The sequence below is a fragment of the Vibrio alfacsensis genome, assembly GCF_019670485.1.
GTDB classification, from domain to species: Bacteria; Pseudomonadota; Gammaproteobacteria; order Enterobacterales; family Vibrionaceae; genus Vibrio; species Vibrio alfacsensis.
In genome coordinates this window covers 105,621-128,666 of the sequence record NZ_AP024167.1, presented here as the reverse complement: position 1 = coordinate 128,666, position 23,046 = coordinate 105,621, and the positions used below count along the sequence as shown (strand labels likewise).

Here is a 23,046-nt window from a genome sequence, read left to right as displayed (position 1 = left end):
ACAAAACGCCCCGAACTTTAACAGGTCGGGGCGTTTTTATTTGGATGCTTGCTAGTTACTACTTGAGTATAAAGACCCCTTTTCAAACTCTTTGACCCAGTCTTTATCTTGATTGTTACTAGATATCCTTACCAATCTATCTAGGTCTGGGCTACACGTTTTGCAAGTTGACATTGTTCCTCCCCAAAGAGGTTGGTCAATTACTGGTTGGGGGTTTATGTTCTTAATATCGTCTAAATGTGAAAAGCTCAGTGCGTTGATAATCTTGTGCCCATTTTCATTATTACGAACAATGTATGTGCTCATAATTACGATGTGGTTTTTACCTTTCGTGTTGCAGTTATATACAGTCTCATACTGCTGCATAGGTTTAATTTGCACTCTTGAATAAGCATAATTGCTTCCATGTTTATCGGGATTATACCCTTTGACAGTGCAATCAACCCCTTGCTTTCTGAACTCATTAAGCGCCGAATCTAAACCTGTTTTAAAAGCATATTTTGCTTTTAGATGTAGTTCATGGTGCTTACTTTGGGGTACTGTGTTTTGGTAAGTCGGTAAATCAGTAGGATCTAACGAGGTAGAGAAAAAATGAGTATTATCCGACATTTGAGTAACGTTACGTCTATATACATATTGAGTTGCATACTCAGGACTGCCAAAGCTTGGACTGTCGCTATTCATGGCTAACAAAGAGGCAATGGACAACTTGGTTAGGGGGGTGAACAAGCTTGCGACAATAAATGCTTTCTCATGCGTCTTAAAGCCTAAAGTATTTTCTATGTACTCGCCATCAAGGGGCTTTCCATATTCGTCATAAGAATTGATTAGGTGAGCTGCTAAACTGCCATGGTACTCAGCTTCCATTCTCTCAATGTAAGCGACATCTTTTTCCCAGTTGGTATAATCTTCTTCCTCAAAACGGTCATATACCTGACTAAGCGTTTCGGGTTGACTTGCACAACCTTGGATAAAGGCAAACGCAAGCACTGTGATAATTGTTCTGTTTAAAATAGACATAATGCACCTCCAACGTTGTCGTTTAGCCTAAACCAATACATTCTTATTCTCGGCAGAATTGAGAGTTAATCTAATTGTAGTCTCAATTCTGACACGTACTTTCCGTATTAAGGTCACGCACGACTCTGTAGATCGCAAGATTTAAGATGCCCCAACTCTCTTCAATACTTCCTAAAAGATCCGCCTTATCCTGTTCTATGCGGACTGATATTTCTCTTTTGAGCTGCTCACATACGTCGTACAAGATCCGATGAAGCACATCCTGAGTAGTGCAACTGCTAAACATCGCTTTGGTGGCGTTCGTCATTCGAGAGCAGAGTGATGGGCTTATTGCATTCTCACTGATGCTTAAAGAAGTTAGCCATAATGGAAATGGCGTTTGAGTGATGTGTTTGGCTTGGTAATACAAGTTTTGCTTTGCGATAGCAGGACGACCGAGTTCGGATAGCAATTGATTGTACACCACAAAAGCGGAGCTAAAGATAAGCTCTTGGGCTTCTTCATTTAAGTTGTTATGTCTCTCTGTAAAGTCATACGGGCGTTCAAGTTCTAGGTAATCAGTCAATTTCAGTGTTTCAGCATAAATTGTTTTCATGGTCTTTATCCTTAAATCTCACAATGCATCATGTGTCGGTATTCTTGAGCTTTGTCTTTGGTAACGATGTGTGTTGATAAGTATTCTGGATTAACAAGTTGAACCGACAACTCAGCATTCGCCCTAGCTTCTGCACGGTCATGCACCAGTAAATCAAAGATGTATCCTCTCTCAAAAAATGCTCTTGATTTGGTCTGTAATAAGGTTTGATAGACATGATTCATCGACTCACGCTCAAACCCATCAATGAATGTGCTTTTCGCAATCATCGCCATACTGACGACTCTCAAATGCTCATTCAGGTTGAACATGTTTTCTTGATGTTGTCTTAAATTAAAATGGAGCTTTTCAGCAAGCACGGCTTTCTGACCAATAAACGTATTCAATTGGTTGTACTCGTCGATACTTAGCGTCTGCTTTTGAGATTGGGTATCAAACTCTTTAAAGTTCATGCCTGCTGAGTCAATTAGGTCAGCAATCATCAAGATGACATCTCCTTGAGTCTTATTGTCAAAACGATGCCAGTACTTTGAAACATGAGTCAGCACCTTTTCTTGGATAGCGAGTTCATTAGCAGACATTCCCTCTTTCCAGTCAGTTTGCATTTCTTCAATGAATTCAGGTCTCACATACCACTTAAGCAGCGATATCACCATTTGAATCATGGCTCGGTCGTTATCGTTATAAAGCGTAATCATATGCACATCTCCAGGTTTGCTGTTACTGGGAGTATTCACTGCAAACATGAGCCGACAAGTTTTCGCTTATTAAGGTACAGAGTAAGAATGGAGTCTAGATATGGGTATGAGTCGATTTGCTAAGTGCAAATTCCTGTTAAGAGTTTTGGTGTGGGCGACTCTGTGTGTTGCGTTTATTATTGACGAGCCATTAACGGCAGTCTCATTTGCGCTTTATTTAATGCTGGTGGAACTTCTTTTAATTACAGAGTTAGATGCTCAATACACACGGATGCGTAACTCTCTCAAAGAAATAAAAGTCATATTGCCAAAATTACGAGAAACCAACAATCACGCAAAGTTAAAACAATTTAATGATGCGACTGATGATTTCAATTCTAGTTACACAAAACTATTCGGCGGCAATAAGGAGTCCTCAGATGATGAATGAGACAGTATCAGAACTCAACTTTTCGCTATCCAAGCCTGAGCCAAGTGATGTGTTTGGTATAGAGAACTACTCGTTACAATGTGAGCATGAAAACGGTAACCGATTCAGTCTGCTTTTCGATAGAGTGACGTTGAATCGTTTTAATGATTCTGACCGAGTGTACAACAGTTGCATTGAAGCTCGATGTAAACCCCAATGGCTACCTTTCCTTGAGGTATTTTGTCGAGAGCACACACTGAAGCCGATGTTTTCGCAGCTGCTTCACTTACAACGCAATGAATGCACCAAGCTTGTGTCGATAAATCGCTTTCTTAGTAATGATCATATTTCGATGCCTGAAAAGCGCGCAGCCATTCTTTACGTGCTAACTCGGATTAATCCTGAGTGTATGTTTTACTGTTTTGACCAAAGTTTTCCCCACGAGGTTGCGATGGCCAAGTTTCTAACAAGGCAGCAGATCCCTGTCCTCACGTTTACTAATGATGCTCATAACAATCGACACTCACAGCATTTGGCGGGTAAATCGGTCGCGTTCTTCAATTACATGACCTTTGCTTAATGCCGGGTACCACTTTGCAGCCGATATTGAGTGACGCTTAAGGCGTGTTCGATGTCGGCTGTGCCATAAGTCATGTTTAATTCGATACACCGACCTGCTAGTACCAATAAGGCGTGAAAGGTACTTGGTGAATCTATTAATGGTTTGAGTTCACTGTCCGTCATTAAATTAAGATCTTGTTGCAGGCATTGGCACATAAATGCCAAATGTGGGCACTCTACTTTTGTTATCTGAATGGCAGCAGTAAGTTGGTTACGTATTTCCATGAGGTAAGGTTAGCAATTGATGGAATGAGTTGAGGTATGATTTAGTGAGAGGTGAGTAGCAAAAAGGGGCACAAAGCCCCTAGTTGATGATTAATCTAACATCATAAAGCTGCGAAAACGCTCTTCCCCAAGTCTTTGTAGCGTGTATTCGACTGATTCAAACAGCTTGGGCTTTGACTGACCGTTGAAGCCGCCAACACCAGAATCCAGTATTTCGCCATTGGGTAGCTTTAATCGCCAGTGAGGTGCAGGCACTTTGAATCGTACTGCTTCAAACTCATAGCCACCAATCACCTTTTTGTTCGCATTACTCATAATATTGTCCTCTGCTTATTCATGGTTGGCTTTAGGCTTTCTCACCCATTAGTGCTTCTGAGTCACGGAAACGTCCAAACCGTGCGTGCTGTAGGCTACCGTCAGGTGTCATTTCTTGCGCTTTCAGTTCTACCTTGCGATGGAGGTACTTATCTTGGTTAGTATATATTTCGTCTCTTAATTCAATGCTAAATCCGCCACCGCAATAAACGACTTTATCGTTATCTTCCAACAACACACCGATGCGTCCCATCGTATTCTCAAAGCCTTTTTCTGAGTCGCCAGTCAATATTTCAATGATCACGCCATCAAACGTTTCCACAGATTTCAGCTTTAGCCAGTCAGATGTTTTCTTAAATTGGTACGGGGCATTTGCGTTCTTTATCATTATGCCCTCACCTCCAGATGAAATAAGACGTTCAGCAATTTCAAAGATTTCTTCTTCAGAGGAGGTTCGCCACGTCTTAACGCCACTCACTAAGCCTGAATGTGCTGGCGTTTCATTTAGCTCATTAATGGCTTGGGTTAGTCTTTCTTTGCGGACGATGGCTTTAGTTGGCTCAACTTCGCTTGCTCCCTCAAACGAACTGTTACAGAAGTAGTCAAATGCTTTGAATCGAATATTGACCTCGACCTCGTCACGCTGATGCCCTAGTGCGGACGCTGCTTCTTGCAGTGTGCCCATTTCATCACCGTGCATATAGACCCCCTCCCCATCTACCCACACGATGTTCGATTGCTTAAGTCTCGGGTCGATAAATTTCAGCAGAAAAGCGAGCGTGAGTACTGATTTGTCAAGGTGTGAAATGCTCGTGACTGGATTACCTGTGTACGTAAAATAGCTCACCGTTTGCTCTGAGAAATTACACGCTGCCAAGACCCGCCAGCCGTTCTCTTTTTCTTCAACCAACGCATTGATATCGTCACCAAGCATTGGGTTTAAATCCCAGCCATTGAATAACGAAGATGTGAATGTTTTGCCCTTTTGTACTACGAACGTGGGGATTAGCTTAGGGAATATTTCATTGGTTGCCGTTACGCCAATACCGCAGCTGGTCGATTTTTTTAGAGCAAGCTGAACGAAGCGGTGCGCCTCAGGTGTGGACTCGGCACTGAACGTTTCAAGAGCCAGTTTTGCGGCATTACCTGTCAGTTCACGATTCGCCAAACCATCTAGCAGTTCAAACACCTCTGCATCTTCCATTTCAGACTCCATAGAGCCGCAATGAGTGGGTAGTTTGTTAGCTTTGATGCCGTAGGTTATCTTTGGATCTAAGATGTATCTCAAGCCTTTTTGGGCAACTGTATCAAGCTCGTTTTTGATTAGCTCTTTTTTCGCTTTGATGCCGCTGAGAGTGTTGGCAGTGATTAGTGTTTTTACGAGGTTTTGAATAGACATGGCGTATCTCCCTTTTGGTTATAGAAATACTAAAGGGAGACACTGAGCCGACAACGAAAGGGTTATGATGCGAGAAGCAAAGGTACGGATTTATCGGTGAGTTTTAGGTTTTTGGTGAATGCCTGTATTGCTATTTCTGGCGAAATTTCCAATTCTTCCGCAGCTTCATAGCCATTTTTCAACCAACCTCTTAATCGACCGTTTTCAATGTTCAAATCACAGATGAATGATTGGGCAAAGCGAAGATGGATATTACCATTTTGAAAAGCGCGGCAGTCAAACAGTAACTCAGGCTTACCCGTCGAATGATTGTGATAATAGAACTCATGCTTTACGTTCGATGCCCAGTGCAATTTATCAGGTCGTTCCGTTATCGAAACGTCATAATTTAGGTTACTCGCTACGGTAACAATATCGTTAATGAAGTTCAGGCAACGAGTCTCAAGACCACATGCCTGCTTACTCCATGAATCCACTTTGATGCCACCAGCTCGGGATACCACAATTCTGAGATCCAATTTGTAACGTTCCAGTCCATCAGGCTTTCTGCAGTATCGCCACTCTTCTTTACCAAACGTCCGTTCATTGGACTTGTAGAGGGTGATATTGGCTTTCCCGGTCATATAGTCGAATAGCTCAATCAACTGTTCGTCAAAGTAAGAATTTGCGTTTTTGATGGCCCAAATGATGATTGAATGGGCATTTTGCGCGTTAAAGTCGACGCTGGTTTGAGCAAATAACTGATCAAGCATGGACTGGTGTCGTAAGACAATATTGTTTGTCGATTCCAATAATGCCTGATCATTTACAATAAAGTTTAATCATTTTTGACCTTTAAAGGCGTGACTTGCGAGACATGAGCTACCTCGGAACTGCCCCAAAACAACTTAGAGTAGATGCTCTTCATTAAACAAGCACGATTGTGTTGACCAACTTTTTCTAATGTTAGAAGCTCATGTTACATAGCTTGTTTCCTTGAAGGTCAATATGGATAGTAATAGTAAGGTTATCTATAAAATTACATACCCAAACGGGAAGATCTACATCGGGAAAGATCTCACAAACAGTATAAATTACTGGGGAAGTGCTAAAAGTGATGTAATCGCTGAGGATTTCAGCTTTGAAGAACGGATGAATATGACTATTCACCGTGAAATCATCTTCTTTTCTGACAGCGCTGATGAGGTCAACAAGAAGGAAGCTGAGCTGATTCGTCAGTACAACTCTAACAACCCTGATATAGGGTATAACCGATGGCCCAAGTACAAATGAAAGATATCCTTTTTGAGTTGGCGGAACTTAACTTAGCGCAATGTGAATAGGCAATTTTAGCATGAACAAAAAATCAGTATTGTTAGTTACAATGTTCACAGTGATGCCAGCAATTGCTGGCGTTAACCTTCAATGTGATGTGAGTACAAAGTGCAATGCGTACGTAAAGAATTGCGAAAAATCACCTTACCAATTTTCCGTTTTCATTGAACCCGATAATAAAATGGTGATTTTGGGCAATACTAATATTCACGCTGATTTCACGAACCAATCAGAAGTTACCTTTCAGCACATTGGCTACACGTTCTCTATCAATAAGTACGAGTATTCCGCGACTCTTACAAATCAAGAAGAAGTACGTTTTGGGACATGCAAGAAAGTCGAACCAGCATGGTGATTACACTTAACAAATAAAGATTAAACTCTACGCTACAAGCGCTTTATTTTAAGCCACTTTTTGGAAGGAATTGTGCGTTGGTTGTCTCCTGAGTGTTTTTGCTTTGTGGAGCCTTGTCACAGGTTTGTCCTACCAGAGCTTATCCGATGATTCTTAAACTATCAGAAAACGAAACCCATTTCTGTCCAAAAACTTGCTAGAAATTGATCAGACTTTATTGTCATTCACAATGGGTATTGAAGAATCTGCAAAGCCGAAAATGATCAAACTTTATGACTATGCCACCCCAAAAGTATCTCAATATCCGATATTTCTGATCAAACTTTATTGTTTGCCGACATCTGGCGGGAGGACGTTGATAGCTTATCCATGATGATGGCTAAATTATCGAATAACTCTCGCCAATAAAGATTTTTCAAAGAGGCGATTTTGGATTGTAGCCCCTCTCTCACACTCTGTATGGAAACATTCAGCTCTTTCAATAGGTCCGAATCCACATTATTGAGCATCAGATACGTTTGCATAAGATGCTCCATCTCTTTGTTGTAAAGCTGCTCTAAGGTATTGACCAATCCCTCGTCTTTTATTATCTCTTGTTTCGCTGATATCTGGTCTTTCATTCTCTGAGACATTGATGCTCGACGCTCGAACTCCGCCTGCTTAGTCTCGTTACTCGACACTTTGAAGTGGTTGTTAAACCATAACGTAAAAGGGTCTACAGCCATCTCAGGCTCATCATAGCGGTATCGACGGTGACGGTTAGGATTTAAATCAACCTTAACAATATCAACCTTAGCGCGAGCTTGGCGGTCGGCTTGCAAAAAGTCCCCACTGTAAATTACCTTTGCTTCGGCATTACGAGCTTCAATGGCAGCGTTGATAGCGTCCGACTTTTTCCAGCGTTGAGGGATGATTAGGTAAATGACTTCCGTGTTGGCTTCCAGAATGATTTTTTCAGACCATTGAGCGAACACGCTATAAGGAGGGTTAGAGAAGACGACGCGTGTTGATTTGTCTATCAACGTGTTTGATTCAAAGTCAGTACCAACAATGAAGATGTTATTTTCCATTTCTTTAATTAGGCGTTGTGACTTTTCAATTGCAAATTTCTTACCTGTTGTTAGAGCTGACAGCGCAGAGCCGGTACCCGCTCCGACATCGAGAACGCTGCACTTGGGAATGGTGATATCGTCAAGATGATAGTCAAAGTGATGAATCATATCTTTGCGAATGCAACCCAACATCTCATCCGTGCTCGGATAATACTCATAGTCGGAATTGCTCTCTTTAAGATCTCTTACGATCGCTGCTATGCCCATGACGTGCCCCTTTATTTGTTGGTCTATCCCAGGTTAAGCGCCAGCCGTTAGCCGACAATCGCCAAGATTTGGGTTTCGCTTATAGGGTCAGTGCATAAGCACCATATTGTCGAAATACGGAGAGAAACATGACAAATGCAGAGAAAGGGTTATTGATTTCAAGTGCGTACTTACACTGTAGTAAGCAACCCGAGGTGGTGGCATTCAAAGAGTTGATTCGCACGACAAGAAAGTTTGGCTTTCCAATCGTGTTGAGTCTAGTTGACAAGACAGATGAGCAAAAAATCTACTGGGCAGCAAAATTGTTGCTGAAGATCAGCAAGGCGTGGGAATTAACCGAGATACCAGACACACTGGAGATAGGTAAAGGTTCTACTCTATATCGTGATGCTGAACATTTGGTGAAGATTGCGAGTAGCAACAGCTTAAACCAGTGATAAGCACAAACCTCATCACTGGTTTGATGTGAATTACAGGTCGGTCAAACTTGTTGGGCTTAAGAACATTTGAGCTTTGTCAGAATGACCGGCTATTCGTACCCAATCAATACGCTCGTCCCTGTCGTTATAAAGAATTAAGTATGGCGTGTCTTTACAGAAGTGATCGAATTGACTCACTAACGACTCGCCAAATTTCAATAAAGTTTGGTCAAGAACATACAAATTGCCGAATACATCCAAAATTTTCCAATCGTCCATGATTATGTCATCAGACCCGCCATTGAAGATGCTTACTGTGAGCAAATCATCTTTTATTAGTGCCGCACTAATGAATGCGTCTACTTCATCATCCAATACCGTTTCACGAGGCATGAGAGGGCTAATGACTGAATCGCCTGAGAACTGCTCAATACGCTCTGGTAGCTCTTTATCAAGCACGTTTTCATCATCACTTCGGTTTTCACCGTTATAGTACAGCGGGTTCGCGTCATAGAGTTGAGCATCAAACTGTAACCCTGTCAGTTCGGTCACTTCCATCAATGAGACCTGATACGTCATATTGTCGTAAGTTGAACGGCGAGATCCGCGCTTATCACGCAACGACTCAGAATCTTGATAGAACACAAATGCACGACAGCACAATGTACCGGTGGCTTTATCAAGATACGCAATCACTTTGTAAAAGCCACATGGAATGCGCGCCACCTTACGACGGTTCGGTTTGATGCTTCGGTCATACTTACCATAGATGCAGCCGTTAAACGAAATAATCCGTCCCTGCGTCTGCCCATAATCTTTCACCATATCTTCTAGGCTCAACCACTCATCTTGGTTTAGATTTGAATGTTGAAGCGCGGCGTTGGTATACACAAAGGTGCCATTAGAGCGAGCTTGAGCTATCGCCACCGAGTCACCCCAAGCAGCCGTAGTTCTGCGTGCTAAATGACCACGATCCCAAGGATTGGAACGGTAATAGGCATTGTCTAATTGGTAGCTGTCTGGGATACGTGGGTCAGTTCGCCAGTTGTCTTTGCGGCGAGTCTTTTTAAAACGCTTTTGGTCAATCATTAATGCGACACAAGCTGCGCTACGTTTATCTTCTTCACCATTAAGTATCACTGAGTAGTTATCATAATCGACAATATAACCATCTCGCAGTGACTCGTCTTGATAGATTTCACTCATCAGGTGTAAGTCTGGTTTCGGCATTTCAATTCTTGAGTTACTACCCAAGAATAGCTCGTTGTATCCTTGCTGTTGTGCTGATCCGTATCCCGGCATGGTGCTACCCTCGTTTGTTTGAGTTCATTACCAATATAGACCCACAACGCTTGCCGACAACATCCCATTGATTGATACTGCACTCAAGTCGTAGGGATAAGACAGTCGAAGTCAAAAAAGCAAAAGCCGGTCACTCATGGCAACCGGCTGTGCTTTTGCCGATAAGAGAAATTACTTGCAAGCGAATATCGCATCTGTGAACCACTCTTCCTCGTCATCTTTCGGTGACGTGTTTAAGCGAAATGGATATTCTCGATCAGTGTCAATCTCAACCAAGTAACCAACATTTCCCATTTCGTCTTTAACTAAAAGTTGCTGTTCCATCTATTCATCCTCCAATATCAGTAGGTCGTTCGTTCAATGCCCCAAAATAGAGGCATTGGCGGTTGTGTTAGGCAGCAACGCCTTGATCATTAATTGCCATGTCTGGTACTTCAACGCTTTCTCCTAGTGTCATTAGCACATAAAAGCGCATCGCTGCTATCAGAGCTGTTTCTCCCACAATACTGGGGTCTGAACTCGTCCATAATGGATTGTCATCACTAGGCTCAATTATGCTGATGTTGTGAGCGTCAATGATGCCTCCACCTATACGCCAGTCAGTCGAGGGGCTGTACCCTGAACCAATTAAGTTACTTGTGCCGTTCTGAGAGTTACCAAACCAAATCCAGTAGCCTGCTTGCACAGGGTTTGGCGACATACTTGCAAAGCCCATTGGATCTTGAAGAATGGGCAAGTTCTGAGCCACTGCCACGGCATAATCAAGGGCGGAGTGGTTGAGTTGGTTTGGGTGTAATCGGTTCATCGGTTGAGTCCTCTTGTGTGTGTATAACCAACTTAACCTCCAACTTTGAGCCGACAATTGTTGTGCGTTATGTACAGCCTTATGCGTTATGTTTTTAGTTAATGCGTTATGTTGGCTTCGATTACTGCAATGATTTCGTTCTTGCTGATATTGGCAAAATCAACAAAATTGCCAGAGCCCCGTTCACAGTTTTCGCCAAAATGAGAAAGGTAAACCTGTGTGCGAGTTAGCTTGGATAATGTCGTTGGCTCAATGTCAGATACCAATTCAAGAAGCACTTCTGCGTATGACCAATCGAAGCTTTCAGTTGATTGACTATTGGAAATGAAATGTTTTATATCAACCAGAGCTTGATAAGTCTTAGGGTATTCCTGATATTCAGTTGGTAAGTTCATGTCCTACTCTCACTCGCTCATAGGTATCAAATCTTCATAAGAGTAAGGAACGGCTTTGATGCTATTGATAATCCCGTATATATCCCTCCAAGTCGGCTTTCTGCCTGTTTTTTGGATGGCGTACTTTTGACGAAATTGTTGTCGCTCTTGTCCCTCAGCACAAATGTAGAATGGATACGCCTTTACAGTGATGCTTGGGTAGATAGACAACGCTTGTCTTATCTTTTTTCTCTTTCAATGATCCCCTGATTGGACTGGCTCTCTGAGATTTGGGTAAATACTAAGCTTCTCATCATTGCCTCCATTACGCTTTTTCTTTTTCAAGGTGACGAACACCAGAAAAGTTAAGGTGGTTGTACACTTTCTTGAGAATGGCTTCGTCATAGCAGCTTGTGACTTTTACGCCGATTTCTCGTTCACGGAATGTACGCTGCTCGATGCGAGTCAGGTCTCTCCAATACAGACCGTTGACTGGGATCTTGTTATGTACAAACCCGAACAGTGCGTTAATGCGCTGCTGTCCATCAATAATGATGTCGCTCATTGGTACTGAGATGTTTTTCTTATCATCCCAACGCATGTTGTTGACCATCACGCTGCCCAAGTCGTACCCCTGATAGACCGATTCAAGAAAGGACACGTTTTCCGCTTGAGTCCAGCACAATTCTCGCTGCCACATTGGTAATGGCCAGTCACCGATGAATCGGCTTGTCCACGGGTAATCACGGCGCTCTTTACCGCCGCAGATAAGCAGCTCTAGTGGGCGAGAGCCAGAAGTAAAGTGAATGATAGGTTTTGGTAATCGGTTCATGTGATGTGCCCTTTGTTTTGGTTCTGATATCAATGTAAGGGCAGACGATTAGCCGACAAGAAAGTGGTAGAAGTTGGGTTTCTCATTTATGACTTTGACAATATAAGTCAGCAGCGCATACTAGATAAACGTACAGTAGAGGAGAAACCAAAGATGGAACTTGAGAATTTAGCTGCAGATAGAGACTTGGTCGTTATTGCACTTCAAGCGCTGCACCGTGAACGTGTTACGGCTTACAATTCGGCACTTACTTACTCTGACGTCAATCAGAAAAAGAAAGTTAGCGAGAGTCATTTTTGTATTTATGAAGTTACACAAGCTCTTCGTCGTATTGGTGCGGCTCCGTCGAGGTAGGTGCGATGAATCAGAATGAACTAGGAATTTACTGCGCTGTCCTGGGGTTTAATTTGTTGGCTGCGATATACTTGCTCGAATACAGTCCTTTACTTACCATCTTTTACTTGCTCTGGGTTTGCTTTGGCTTTGGCTGTTTACTGTCGAAAGGGCGGCTTATCAATCAAGCTCTTGTTGAAGATGCGAAAAAAAGATTTGGGTGCCAAAGTGGGCGTTTGTATGTATTTACGTGCCCTTTTCTGGCCACTTTATAAAGGAGCGTAAACATGGACTCATCGAAAAGCTTTGAGGAGCTGGCAAACTTGGTTAACTGGCCAATCGTTCTATGGGTGTGCATTTGTGGGCTTCTTATTGCCGCCTACCTGTATTATCTAACCAAGGATGAACGCTAATGGAATGGTTTACCAACGCCTCTAGTGAGCAGCTGGTTTTTCTTGTTATCGCCATGATTGCACTTGTGGTTTCAGGCTTAGGGATTATCTATATGTTGTCGGTACATCGTCGAAACATGCTTGGTCTTGAGCTAGAGAGAGAAGAAGTGCGAGAGCAGCTGTTCACCCAACTAATGATCAGTAAAACCAAGCGGTCAATCAAGCAGTTGGATGAAAGATAAAAGGTTAGTCAGTGGGTGGGTGGTGTTTTATTTGCTGCTTTGCTGAGTTTTAAGCCTTTTTAATTTATTCTGGGCTCTATTTCTCTGCAAGTGAATAGGTGTTGGTGATGAATCGATCTGTTCAAGCTCTTTCAGATAGTCAGCAACCTCTATCTTTTCAGCTTGTGTCGATAATGACTCATTCTCTTGTTTCAAACGACTGTTCTCTCTCTTGATGTTGTTTAGTTCTTCTGCATCACCAATTCGTGAGCATAGACGAATCAACACATTCATTTCTCGCTCTATATCGACTTCAAACATTGAAGAATCAAACAACTCTCGACGGTCTCCGTAATGCTGTGTTGATGGGTACCCAACGATACACTTTGTGCCACCTCTATTGGTCACTTCGACCAGTCCCCAACCTAAAGGTAATTCATCAGGTTTAATTAACCCTTGAGGTGCTACATAGAAACGATGCTGACCAACACCTAGCACTGTACCGTTGCGATGAGGCTTTTTTGCGTCGGCAAGAAAGTCGCTTCTGCTCACCTTGACCTCGCAAACAACGGACCCACCTAAGTATTCAGAATGAGCTCTAAATCCAATCGCATCAGGAATTTCGCCTGTGTAACCAGTAGGAAACTCTGAAACTGCGACGTGACACCCTGTTCCACCTTGCCCATGGGGTTTCTTTAACCATTTTACTGACTTTTCTACTATTTCTTTATGCGTCCATTTTTTAATCACAAATCACCTCATAACCAAGTATTTATAATGCATTCTGAACTCATACCTGATGTGTTTATTCGGTCATCCATTTAACACGGTCTTCAATAAATGGTGCAGACCATGGGCTGGTGGCAAGTCGGTACTCAGCAATAAGACGACGTATTGTGCAACGTCTCATCGCCTTAATTTGCGTCATTCTGCGCACTGAGCAGACTTTCGTGTTACGTGATGCAAAGTTTGCGTTAATGGCAATGATGCGACTTTCGATGAACTGATTGAGAGTCATAACTACCTCCTTTGAGTCTCACCAAAATATCAACGGTGGTTAAACCAGATTCAAGCAAGTATTTCACTTGCTCATCAATGCCCATACTGTTCAGTTTGCTGGCTATCGTTGAGGCAGTGGTGTGAACCAAACTATCAAGGTCTTGAGGATTAAAATCGTGAGATTGGTGAAGCAATGTGATTAGATTTTTTCTATCCATGATGTTGTTTCTCCGCTTTTTTTAAATGCTTTTAGTATTCGTTGAGCAAATGAGCCGACAACTAAGCGACTCTATATTGCCGTGACTTAACAAAGAAGTTGGCTTCCACAATTGCCTTTGCAACTGGTGGGCTCACGCTATTGCCGCAGCGTTCAATCTGCTCTGATTTGGTGAACTTATTGCCGTCGGAATCAAACTCGATTTGATAGCTTTCATCAAACCCTTGCGCTAAGAATAGCTCTCTAGGCGATAGGAACCTCATACCGATATCAACAATGATGTATTGCTCACCACGAATGGTCACTAAACCAAACTGATCGGCGTCTGAAAAGCTTCTGAGTGGGTTTGGTAGTGCGCTTCCTAACTCATTACTTGCAAGCTTTTTCAGAACTGTACGACATTCTGCATGATGATTACCACAACAGATCGTGTGCATGGGTGTGTCCATTGAGTGACCGATGTTCGTCCCTTTGAATTTCACCAAATGAGAGACAACTAAGGCGTTATGATCCTTGCAAGTAATAGTATGCAAAGGGTCACGAATGCTGCTTCCATTCACCCCTGTGTAATGCTTTGCAATAAAAGCAACGCTCATGTTGTCAGACTGAGAGCGATAAACGGTATCAGGGGCATCATCTTGCTTGAACGTAACAGGTTGATCGCTTGGGATGGTGAACGGTTCATCATTTTCTATGATAAATCTCTGAAACCCTTTAGCGAGCCGTTCCATCGTTTTTGGTACCAATGGTTTGCGACGATTAAAGATTGATTTGACGGGAATATTGAAATCCATAATTGAAGACGCAGGTTTATATGGTTCCCTACCTAAGCCGTGAGTCTTTTCTGGCCAAACGATGGGTAAATTATCATTTCGTGCAACGATGAATAACCGCTTACGAATCGTCGGTGCACCGTAATCACTTGCTCTTAAAATTCGGTGTTCGAGCTTATAACCTAGTCCCTGCGCGATTTTGTCGTAGTGCTTAAAGCTTGAACCAAGGGTCTCTCTAATTTCATTCCACGCTGGATCGCTCTTATCAAGCCCAGTCGTCATAGCTGCTACAAAGGCGTTAAAGGTTTCACCTTGCTTGTCCTTGATAGGGCGATACTTGCCAGGCTTAAACTCCTCAACGGGTCCCCATTGCATGATTTCTTCTACGTTTTCCATTGATATCACACGAACGGGCACCGACGCCGCCCACTTGATAATCGACCATGACAAACAACGAATGTTTTTATCGACAGGGCGACCAGCAGCGGCTTTGCTGTAGTGCTTGCAATCAGGCGATGCCCACATCAGACCAACTGGGCGACCTTTGGTTGCTTCAACAGGGCAAACATCAAATATTGACTCACAATAATGCTTGGTGTTCGGATGATTGGTTTTGTGCATGGCAATCGCTCCAGGGGAGTGATTGATAGCAAGTGTCACGTCAGTCTGAAGCCCCTCAGTTATCCCAACTGAAGCGCCGCCGCCGCCAGCATACTGATCGACAATAATCTCGTTTTCATATAGCAAATTAACGTCCTCTTCTTGTTAGGCAAATCCATCTTAGGTCGGCGTGGCAAACCGACAATTGACAGCTTTACTCAAGAGGAGTCGTATATGTGTATATCAGTGACTTGGTTGAATCGGTGTCTGTTGGGAGAATGAACTCGATCAATTTACCGTTATCAATCACGTTGAAAGCCACGCGATGCGCAGGGAACAACCCCTTAACGCCCTGTAGATTGCTGTATGAAATCCATCCGTCATAAACCGCGTAATCAGCTACGGCAGTTAGTTCCGTATTTACAGTCATTGGTGGGATCAATCTAAAACCATCAACCTTTGCTGTTACATGCGCTTTAGTCCCATCATAAGTGACCTTTACATCGATGTTTGCTTTTGACGTTCCCTCATATTCCACTTGCTTATTCAAAAATGTGCCAAGAGGGATAGGGTCAGAGTGGCTGTGGCGAAAAGTCTTAATGATGAGCCGTTTTGTAGTCAGCTGGGTCGATTTGACTCATTTTTTCTTTAATGGTGTCAGATGCGTCAATACACCCTGATAGAGCTGCAACTGTGGTGATGGCAAGTAAGGTAGGTTTCATAGTCATAGTCCGGTTGTGTAGGTTCACTACTACAAGCGAAAAACAAACAGGACTATTTTAATTGAAAATTTCCGTTTGAAAGGTGGTTGGATATGTCGGTAGGTATAGATTTATCTATAAAAAAGGGCTGGAAAATCCAGCCATCTCGTTTAAATAGCGACTCGTTTAGTATCAAGCGCCACTTCTAAAATTGCGGGTTCCGCCCTTAATCTTTCAAGATCATCCTCTTGAATGTCAGCGGTAAAAACCTTGAAGCGTTTCATCATCGCTTCATTTTTAGCTGTAACGCCTAGCTTGCAAACAAATTCAGGTAACTTTTCATCATCAATATTGCACTCTGAGAGCGTTTTTGTGTTGAGCGTTATATTCACTTGCATGGCAGCATACCTCATCAATTAGTCGGAGCGATAACCAGACCAGCACCATAGTCTACATGCTCACCAAGGGCTTTCGCTTTACTTTTAAGTATATTGGATAACTCACGGGGCGTCATGCTTGGATTTTGCTCAAGGTAGAGTGCGGCAACCCCTGCAACGTGTGGCGTCGCCATGGATGTGCCGGAAATCGACTTGTAGCCCCCGCCAGTCCAAGCGGAGTACACGTTTGAGCCCGGTGCAGAGATATCCAGCGTTCCAATATCGTCCATTTCGGCACAGCTGTAATAAGCAACGTGGTTTTCCTTATCAACTGCTGCGACCGCCATGATTGAATGACAAGCCGCTGGGTTACCCACAGGACTGACAAACTCAGGTCGTTCTGACTCATTTCCTGCAGCAGCAATGAATAGTGCACCTTGTGGGTCATCGAGCATGACTTTAGCGATTTGTTCATAGGCGCTTGGGTAAGGTTCACCAACGGCTCTTGTCGTCCCTAAGCTCATTGAAATAACGCGAGCACCCTGTTCTAGCGACCAATGGATAGCCTCCAGAATGTCTGAATCGTATCCACTACCACTGTCCGACAGCACTTTACCCACGATCAATTCCGCATCAGGGGCAACCGAATAGCGATATTTACCTTTGGAGTTAGCATGACCTGCGACAATCCCACAACAATGCGTGCCGTGTCCATTAAGGTCGTTAACCGATTCGCCATCAATAAACGATTGAGCATTGACGCCATCTTCTAGTTTTCCATAGAAATCAGGATGGTCTAGATAAACACCCGTATCAAGCACCGCCACTTTCACGCCTTTGCCTGATACATCGCCACTTACCCCAATGTTCTCTAGACACCAAGACCACGGCAGTGTTGGCGCACAAGGAGTATTTTTGGATTGATTGAGCTGTAATTGAAGCAGATTGGCTGTATCAATAACGCCTTGAAGATAGCCATGTAAGTAATCTTCACTGGTTTGAACAATAGTGCGTTTTTCGTTAGGAACAACGGCAATGACCTTGTCATTGTTTTTTAACGTTTCAACCAATGTTTTATCAGCAACGACGGTCGCCACCGATAGGCGCTTGTAATACTGACACACCGTATTGCCAGTGGCGTCTTGCACAGTCTTTTTTCCAGGCTGATGCTGAATGGTCTTTACGTCTTGATCACCGATTTGCTTAATGATCGCTTCATTTTCCTGCGACGGCTTATCAAAAATGACGATGTGCGTCGGCTTAGTTAACGTTGCCATAAGGCGTTTCTCCTTGAGTGGTTTAAGTAGTATTCAACCATTGGGGAGTAAGCCGACAAGTTTTGGTGGGAAAGCCTATTTCCAAGCGATAAATTTATCTTCATTTATCAGCATGAAAAATTCGTTCTTCTTCCTCTCGTAGATCATCTCTAATACACCAACAAATTCTTCACGATGGCGCTTAAGCACAATTCTTGCGAGATTTTTATGGATAGAGAATACTTTGCTATCGTAGGACTGGTGAGCCCGTATGTGATTTTTTAGGTCTTCCTGAGTGTCACTATCTAAACATGTTAATACTCTCTCGACAGTAATGACCTTGCCTGCGATGAACGTGTTTGAGCAAACACCATTCTTATAGATGTTACTGTCTTTATTGAGGTTTTTGCACTTGTGTATGAAGTCGTTGGTAAAGGTGGCTTGAGTGGCAAGTTGTTCGTATTTATTGAGCAGTTTTAATCGAATGACTTCTTTATGTATCTCGATGTCAGCGGCGCTAGGGATCGCGGATGCAATAACACCTACTGGCTTTTCTTTCATTGGTTTATTCGTCGTTTTGCAATACTCTTCATACACCAGCACGCCCTTAGAAGTGAGCTCTAAGCGAAGCCTCCGACCATCAGCAAAAACGAGGTGGTGAAGCTCGTACCTCTTGGCGAGTTCAGAGAGTTCATTAAAGATCCCTTTGAGGGTTTTGGCTACTATTGGTTGGACTTTCTTACGTAACATAGGTTTTCAGGCTCCCTGCGTTCTTTCTTAGTTCCGAAAATTCCGTTTCGACATCTTTTAGTTCATCAGGTAACTCTAATCCCAACTGATTGATAATGTAAGCCGCTACTGCTTTGCGATTAAAGGCTTTGTCTTCAAATTTACCTCTAAGTGTCAGGCAGCGACCAATGTACTCAGGATTGCTGACAGAAAAATCGACACGATTCACGTTCTGCACGAGATCGCCCCACTCCGCGCCATTAATACGGTAAAGAGCGAACACCTTAGCCACATAGCCTAGCGCCTTGAGACACACGGCGGTACATAGAATAGTTTGCTGTTTTGTCTGATTGAGTGAATCAATATCGCCAAATAACCCATTGAACTGTTTATTCAGGCGTAGATATCCAAAGAACGTACTGACGAAATCTAGCCAAATCGCTTGCTTATCGGTGTCTTTGAGCAATTTGTCGGCAGATTTGTTAGTTGTACCCGTTGTCAGCTTAAAGAATTCGACGGCTTGGTTAAGCGTCCAAATACAATCGCCTTGATCAAGCTTGGATTTATTGGTTACTGACGCCTTTGTGAAGTCGATAAGCGGGCTTAACCACTCAATATTATTGACCGTATTTTTCACAACCGTGTTCAGTGCGCTGCGATGATCCATTGCAGTGATGATGCTCTTATTGGGTTTGGAGAAAGCGCTGTTTAAGTCACAGAAAACCTGCATGTCTTGGTCGAGGCCTAGTGACTTCACAATTTTTAAATCGACAAAATCATGGCTTAAGTCCTTGCTGTCTGCTTCACAAGCCAGTTCAAATCCACGGTAGCGCCCCTGACCGTCTGTTAGGTAACGAAATAGGTTGGCATCAATGGTCAGTTTGACCACATTCTCTAAGTCAGTCGGCTGGGTTTTCAAGTCTTCGACAATCGCAACTAGCTGAGGGAAAAGGTACAGGTCGTTTTCTTGAATGTATGAGGAAATACCGTTCTCTCTCGCCTTAGTTAACTCTCGCTGCAGTCGAATGCCTGCGCCGTTATGCGGTAAAGTCGGTACTAACTTAAAGTGATGCAGCAGTTGTGGGACGGGCACTTTAGCCGCGTAGGTAATACGTCCGCCCTCTTTACCGACCAAACAGTTCAGCTCTAAAGGCTTATCAGACTTGAGTTGCTGGTACATGCCAAGTAGTTCTTGTAGTTGCGACTCTGTGTATTGCGTGTGCTCGGTGTTCATATAAATGCCCTCTTGATGTGATACCCTATCATCACTCAAGAGGGCAAGCCGACAATTACAGTCGTAACTGTCCCACATCAATAGAAGCGAGGTTGGCTGAAAAGGCAATGGTGGCTTTTTTCTTCGCCTGACCAGTCATCTTCTTGATTGATGCAATGGCATGGTCCAACTCTGCATTGATATCGGAACTGTAGCTTTCAATGAGCAGTCGGCTCAGTACAAGCGATGAGTGTGCGTTCTCGGGTAGACATTTCAGGCTTTGCACTTGAGCAAGACCGCTATTCACGCTTTGAGTAAAGAAGTCTCGTCCAGCCTGCTCAATCTTTGCTTCGGTTACTGGGCATTGGTATTCACTGTTCGAGCGGAAATACGAAGTAAACACTTGGCTTGATATGAAGTGTCGCTGAATCATTTTTAGATACGCATTACTGGTTTCATTGAGTAGGTCAAAGCGTTTGTGGTCAAACACTTTGATTCCGTTATTGAGCATGATTGTTGAAACAACCGAATTAAACACCGCTTCGCTGATATGGTCATGGTGGAGTTTGTGCATCTGCGCCATTAACTCAAGTTGGAATGCGCTCTCATCCGTTTCTCTTAACGCCTTTACTGCTAAGGCGTTGGTGCGGCTTTGATTTCGCTGAGCTTTTAATTTCAACAGGTTCTTGGCTTTCATGCTTCGGTAAGTGTTCATGTCGACCAGCTGTAGGATTTGGGTGTCTTTCGGTGCTTTTCTTTGATTGAACATTTCTACTAACTGCTGATTAGAGAAGCTATGCAGTCCTACGGAACGGAAGTAATTAGTGCGGGACATAATGCGCCGTGACGACACTTTGGCACTTTGACTGAGCATAAGAATGTTCGACTCAACTAACCAATTAAAAGCTTGCGTACTAGAGGGTATAAAAATCGTTAAGTGCAATTTTTCATTCATCGCACATTCCTCTTGCCACTGCTTCTTCAAACGTGGTAATTCAAACTGCATCAGCTCGTAATATTGATTAAGGTTTACGTCAAAGCGCTCGTTCTCGGTCATGGCTGAGAACTCAATAGCATCGAGACTTAACACTTTCTCATGTTGAGGAACGAAGCCGTAGACCACTTTATTGCTCGATTCCTCTAGCAGAGAAGTTTCGGGGCGAGATTTAAACGCATAGCTGTTGACTCGGTGACTGGTTCTTTCAATCTTCCCTTTTCTTCGCGCTACTCGGCGTTCAGAACGTTCGTTGCGCGCCTTACGCTTACGATTTGCTTCACCAGAAATGGTAAATAGCGGGGTCGGTTTTATACCCTGCACCGTCAAATACCCATCTTTCACTTGAGTGATGTACTCCGGCAATAGGCGTTTCACTTCACTCTCAGTAAAGCGAGTGCGCACATACGATTCGGTGATCTGACAGTTAAACTCACGGTCAAAGCCAAGTTGTGCCAGTTCAGAATTGAACTCCGCGTTGTAGCTCTCAAATGGCACTGATGGGATAGCCATGATTGGTGATGGGATTGGTGACTCTACCATCTCGTCAAGATTAACTTCTGGGTACTCGATGCGCTCACCTCCCTCAACCGCCAGATAGATCATCAAAGCATGAAATTTAGGTACCGCAATGCCATCTCTAGCGTGAATGGCACTGAGGTAGATTGCCAGTTCTAGGTTGATTGGCTCAATGAGAGGTTTAGTAGCAAACTCGGTATAAACCGCAATCAACTCTTCTTTCTCTTGGTCAGACAGAGTTTCATCGGATTGGATATCTGAAATGGTGTCATCTTCGTGTGCTCGACCCGCCTCCACCAGCGCCTTGAACGTTTCTGCTCGCTTCTTTTCATCGAACGTCAGCATCGACAGATACCAGATCATTTGAGACAGTACCTCGCCGCTAGGCGTGTTTGGTTGTAGGCATATAGCTTCGTCGTTCGAGTAGTCCAGCGCTTTAGAAAGGTAACTTCTATATTGAATGTCCCCACTAACAAACTGGAGCCAGTTCCTAACTTTATTTGAGTAAAGCGCATAAGCGCGGTGGCGTTTAGTGCTTGCTGCCGCTTCCCCTGATCTGTCTCGCGTTGATTTAAGGCAAACAAAGCAACCTGTTCTTGCTGAAGCGCCGCATGCGCCCGGGGCTTCACCTGCTGTTTTCTTGGCAGTCGTTGGGCACGAACTTTTTGAGGTTGAGTCTTTATAAAGGTGATAAAGAAATGTGTTTGAGCAATAACCCATCACATCATGTTCTGACTCAATCATAGGACGACCGCTCATTGGCTTAGCCATTTTGATAAGCGACCAAATATCATCATCACTCATGTGTTGAATTGGCGCATAAGTCAGCTGTTCCATATCAAGAAGTTCTTCCGCTGAGCGAGCTGGCGTCATTGTTGAGATGCTTTGGCTGCGACGTGTAGATTCTTGATGTCGTGAGCCGAGCAGCGTCACGATGTTTTGACTTGCGTACTTTTCTTGTATTTCTTTCTCAATGATTGCCGCTGTATCGACTTTCATAATCACGCTGCAATCTGAGTTCGCGCGCGCGCTGCAGAGTATTTTAAGCCCAGACGCGTACAGGGCTGCCCATTGACTAGCAAGTGGCGGTTTACCAATGGTTAGCTCTAAATTGATGCCTAGAGCCTTGCAGGTCTTCTTTAAGCCTCTTACTGAATGCCAGCAGTTCAAGGTAACAAGAGGATTTTCAACGCCAGTATCAATGCTATGACATAGGAACGGAGTCGATTTCTCGATAACGCCCTCATCAATAAGTTCTAAATGTGCCTGCAGAGCCGCCATTTTGGTCACGCAAGAATCTTTAGCAAACGAAGTAGCAACGGTGCACAGGAAGCGTGACTTGATCACTTTGATGTCATCCACAGCCTTTCTAAATAGCCGGTACGCTTCAGCGTGCATCGCTTTGCGTTCTTTGTTGGCATCAAAAACTTTAACCGTGATGTCGGTTTTAGTGATATCAATGAGTAGGTCGGCTGGTATATCCATGTTTGAAAGCCTCTGAGGTCTAGATGCATCTTATTACACAGTGACTTTGCATGCCGACAAACAACCTATCGTTCACAATATTTGGGTAGTTGAACTTAGAGCAGATAAACAGCAAACCTTAACCGCTTAATTGACTTTGACGTTGAATGCCTTTTTGAAACGAATCGACTCGGATATTTCACTCGATAATTCAGCGTAAAACTCCACGCCTAAATATTCGGGCTTTATGCATTGC

Annotated in this window: 30 protein-coding genes; 8 read left to right on the top strand and 22 right to left on the bottom strand. The window is 43.5% G+C overall.

The genetic code is table 11. From position 1 onward, the window contains the following. Window positions 1-51: 51 nt before the first annotated feature. The 3 genes from VA249_RS22175 to VA249_RS22165 form a co-directional block, all read right to left on the bottom strand. The gene (locus VA249_RS22175; protein WP_176703746.1) at window positions 52-1,020 is read right to left on the bottom strand and encodes a hypothetical protein; all 969 of its coding nucleotides are present in this window, start codon (window positions 1,018-1,020) and stop codon (window positions 52-54) included. Between the two features lie 82 nt (window positions 1,021-1,102). Then, complete coding sequence (locus VA249_RS22170; protein ID WP_176703747.1) at window positions 1,103-1,615, bottom strand: hypothetical protein; 513 nt, start codon at window positions 1,613-1,615, stop codon at window positions 1,103-1,105. Window positions 1,616-1,626: 11 nt separating this feature from the next. After that, complete coding sequence (locus VA249_RS22165; protein WP_176703748.1) at window positions 1,627-2,313, bottom strand: hypothetical protein; 687 nt, start codon at window positions 2,311-2,313, stop codon at window positions 1,627-1,629. A 100-nt stretch (window positions 2,314-2,413) separates the two neighbouring features. On the opposite strand from VA249_RS22165, the gene VA249_RS22160 reads away from it, so the two are divergent. Continuing rightward, the gene (locus VA249_RS22160; RefSeq protein ID WP_176703749.1) at window positions 2,414-2,743 is read left to right on the top strand and encodes a hypothetical protein; all 330 of its coding nucleotides are present in this window, start codon (window positions 2,414-2,416) and stop codon (window positions 2,741-2,743) included. Continuing rightward, window positions 2,733-3,302 carry a hypothetical protein gene (locus tag VA249_RS22155; RefSeq protein WP_176703750.1) on the top strand — a complete coding sequence of 190 codons (570 nt, stop codon included), beginning with the start codon at window positions 2,733-2,735 and terminating at the stop codon, window positions 3,300-3,302. The genes VA249_RS22160 and VA249_RS22155 overlap by 11 nt, the downstream gene beginning before the upstream one ends. A gap of 356 nt (window positions 3,303-3,658) precedes the next feature. Here VA249_RS22155 and VA249_RS22150 read toward each other — a convergent pair whose 3' ends face one another. The 3 genes from VA249_RS22150 to VA249_RS22140 all read right to left on the bottom strand — a co-directional run bounded on the left by VA249_RS22150 (window position 3,659) and on the right by VA249_RS22140 (window position 6,034). Beyond that, window positions 3,659-3,883 (bottom strand): hypothetical protein, encoded by a 225-nt coding sequence (locus VA249_RS22150; protein WP_176703752.1) that lies wholly within the window; start codon window positions 3,881-3,883, stop codon window positions 3,659-3,661. A 31-nt stretch (window positions 3,884-3,914) separates the two neighbouring features. Beyond that, window positions 3,915-5,282, bottom strand: a complete 1,368-nt coding sequence (locus VA249_RS22145) for an ATP-dependent DNA ligase (protein ID WP_176703753.1) — start codon at window positions 5,280-5,282, stop codon at window positions 3,915-3,917. 62 nt (window positions 5,283-5,344) lie between these two features. Then, window positions 5,345-6,034 carry a DUF4942 domain-containing protein gene (locus VA249_RS22140; RefSeq protein WP_176703754.1) on the bottom strand — a complete coding sequence of 230 codons (690 nt, stop codon included), beginning with the start codon at window positions 6,032-6,034 and terminating at the stop codon, window positions 5,345-5,347. 235 nt (window positions 6,035-6,269) lie between these two features. Between VA249_RS22140 and VA249_RS22135 the strand changes: the two genes are divergently transcribed. Together VA249_RS22135 and VA249_RS22130 are read left to right on the top strand one after the other, a co-directional pair. Further along, on the top strand, window positions 6,270-6,554 hold the full coding sequence (locus tag VA249_RS22135; RefSeq protein WP_176703755.1) for a GIY-YIG nuclease family protein: 285 nt from the start codon (window positions 6,270-6,272) through the stop codon (window positions 6,552-6,554). A gap of 61 nt (window positions 6,555-6,615) precedes the next feature. Next, window positions 6,616-6,951, top strand: a complete 336-nt coding sequence (locus VA249_RS22130) for a hypothetical protein (protein WP_176703756.1) — start codon at window positions 6,616-6,618, stop codon at window positions 6,949-6,951. Window positions 6,952-7,268: 317 nt separating this feature from the next. On the opposite strand, the gene VA249_RS22125 is transcribed toward VA249_RS22130, so the two are convergent. Next, the gene (locus VA249_RS22125; RefSeq protein ID WP_176703757.1) at window positions 7,269-8,270 is read right to left on the bottom strand and encodes a class I SAM-dependent methyltransferase; all 1,002 of its coding nucleotides are present in this window, start codon (window positions 8,268-8,270) and stop codon (window positions 7,269-7,271) included. Between the two features lie 128 nt (window positions 8,271-8,398). Here VA249_RS22125 and VA249_RS22120 point away from each other — a divergent pair, with 128 nt between their 5' ends. After that, complete coding sequence (locus tag VA249_RS22120) at window positions 8,399-8,707, top strand: hypothetical protein (protein ID WP_176703758.1); 309 nt, start codon at window positions 8,399-8,401, stop codon at window positions 8,705-8,707. A gap of 33 nt (window positions 8,708-8,740) precedes the next feature. On the opposite strand, the gene VA249_RS22115 is transcribed toward VA249_RS22120, so the two are convergent. From VA249_RS22115 to VA249_RS22095, 5 genes are all read right to left on the bottom strand, one after another. Beyond that, window positions 8,741-9,991, bottom strand: a complete 1,251-nt coding sequence (locus VA249_RS22115) for a DNA/RNA non-specific endonuclease (RefSeq protein WP_176703759.1) — start codon at window positions 9,989-9,991, stop codon at window positions 8,741-8,743. Window positions 9,992-10,162: 171 nt separating this feature from the next. Continuing rightward, a complete protein-coding gene (locus VA249_RS22110) occupies window positions 10,163-10,315 on the bottom strand; it encodes a hypothetical protein (RefSeq protein ID WP_176703760.1) in 153 nt (50 codons plus the stop codon). A gap of 67 nt (window positions 10,316-10,382) precedes the next feature. After that, window positions 10,383-10,796, bottom strand: a complete 414-nt coding sequence (locus tag VA249_RS22105) for a phage protein NinX family protein (RefSeq protein ID WP_176703761.1) — start codon at window positions 10,794-10,796, stop codon at window positions 10,383-10,385. Between the two features lie 98 nt (window positions 10,797-10,894). Then, on the bottom strand, window positions 10,895-11,191 hold the full coding sequence (locus VA249_RS22100; protein ID WP_176703762.1) for a hypothetical protein: 297 nt from the start codon (window positions 11,189-11,191) through the stop codon (window positions 10,895-10,897). A 304-nt stretch (window positions 11,192-11,495) separates the two neighbouring features. Continuing rightward, window positions 11,496-12,002, bottom strand: a complete 507-nt coding sequence (locus VA249_RS22095) for a DUF262 domain-containing protein (RefSeq protein WP_176703763.1) — start codon at window positions 12,000-12,002, stop codon at window positions 11,496-11,498. Between the two features lie 153 nt (window positions 12,003-12,155). Here VA249_RS22095 and VA249_RS22090 point away from each other — a divergent pair, with 153 nt between their 5' ends. From VA249_RS22090 to VA249_RS22085, 3 genes are all read left to right on the top strand, one after another. Next, complete coding sequence (locus tag VA249_RS22090) at window positions 12,156-12,356, top strand: hypothetical protein (RefSeq protein ID WP_176703764.1); 201 nt, start codon at window positions 12,156-12,158, stop codon at window positions 12,354-12,356. Window positions 12,357-12,622: 266 nt separating this feature from the next. Beyond that, window positions 12,623-12,748, top strand: coding sequence for a hypothetical protein (locus VA249_RS24240; RefSeq protein ID WP_256997344.1), 126 nt, complete (start codon window positions 12,623-12,625; stop codon window positions 12,746-12,748). Beyond that, the gene (locus VA249_RS22085) at window positions 12,748-12,969 is read left to right on the top strand and encodes a hypothetical protein (protein WP_176703765.1); all 222 of its coding nucleotides are present in this window, start codon (window positions 12,748-12,750) and stop codon (window positions 12,967-12,969) included. The genes VA249_RS24240 and VA249_RS22085 overlap by 1 nt, the downstream gene beginning before the upstream one ends. 27 nt (window positions 12,970-12,996) lie before the next feature. Here VA249_RS22085 and VA249_RS22080 read toward each other — a convergent pair whose 3' ends face one another. From VA249_RS22080 to VA249_RS22040, 10 genes are all read right to left on the bottom strand, one after another. Next, window positions 12,997-13,698, bottom strand: coding sequence for an adenylosuccinate synthase (locus VA249_RS22080; RefSeq protein ID WP_176703766.1), 702 nt, complete (start codon window positions 13,696-13,698; stop codon window positions 12,997-12,999). Window positions 13,699-13,753: 55 nt separating this feature from the next. Continuing rightward, window positions 13,754-13,966 carry a hypothetical protein gene (locus tag VA249_RS22075; protein ID WP_176703767.1) on the bottom strand — a complete coding sequence of 71 codons (213 nt, stop codon included), beginning with the start codon at window positions 13,964-13,966 and terminating at the stop codon, window positions 13,754-13,756. A gap of 260 nt (window positions 13,967-14,226) precedes the next feature. After that, on the bottom strand, window positions 14,227-15,684 hold the full coding sequence (locus VA249_RS22070) for a DNA cytosine methyltransferase (protein WP_176703769.1): 1,458 nt from the start codon (window positions 15,682-15,684) through the stop codon (window positions 14,227-14,229). A 67-nt stretch (window positions 15,685-15,751) separates the two neighbouring features. Further along, window positions 15,752-16,087, bottom strand: coding sequence for a hypothetical protein (locus VA249_RS22065; RefSeq protein ID WP_221072353.1), 336 nt, complete (start codon window positions 16,085-16,087; stop codon window positions 15,752-15,754). Between the two features lie 46 nt (window positions 16,088-16,133). Beyond that, window positions 16,134-16,259, bottom strand: a complete 126-nt coding sequence (locus VA249_RS24235; protein ID WP_256997343.1) for a hypothetical protein — start codon at window positions 16,257-16,259, stop codon at window positions 16,134-16,136. Between the two features lie 149 nt (window positions 16,260-16,408). Next, complete coding sequence (locus tag VA249_RS22060; RefSeq protein WP_176703771.1) at window positions 16,409-16,636, bottom strand: hypothetical protein; 228 nt, start codon at window positions 16,634-16,636, stop codon at window positions 16,409-16,411. A gap of 14 nt (window positions 16,637-16,650) precedes the next feature. Beyond that, a complete protein-coding gene (locus tag VA249_RS22055; protein WP_176703772.1) occupies window positions 16,651-17,892 on the bottom strand; it encodes a S8 family peptidase in 1,242 nt (413 codons plus the stop codon). A gap of 75 nt (window positions 17,893-17,967) precedes the next feature. After that, window positions 17,968-18,621 carry a hypothetical protein gene (locus tag VA249_RS22050; RefSeq protein WP_176703773.1) on the bottom strand — a complete coding sequence of 218 codons (654 nt, stop codon included), beginning with the start codon at window positions 18,619-18,621 and terminating at the stop codon, window positions 17,968-17,970. Beyond that, complete coding sequence (locus VA249_RS22045) at window positions 18,611-19,834, bottom strand: DNA sulfur modification protein DndB (RefSeq protein WP_176703774.1); 1,224 nt, start codon at window positions 19,832-19,834, stop codon at window positions 18,611-18,613. The genes VA249_RS22050 and VA249_RS22045 overlap by 11 nt, the downstream gene beginning before the upstream one ends. Window positions 19,835-19,889: 55 nt before the next feature. Further along, window positions 19,890-22,811, bottom strand: a complete 2,922-nt coding sequence (locus VA249_RS22040) for an adenine nucleotide alpha hydrolase family protein (protein WP_176703775.1) — start codon at window positions 22,809-22,811, stop codon at window positions 19,890-19,892. Window positions 22,812-23,046 lie beyond the last annotated feature (235 nt).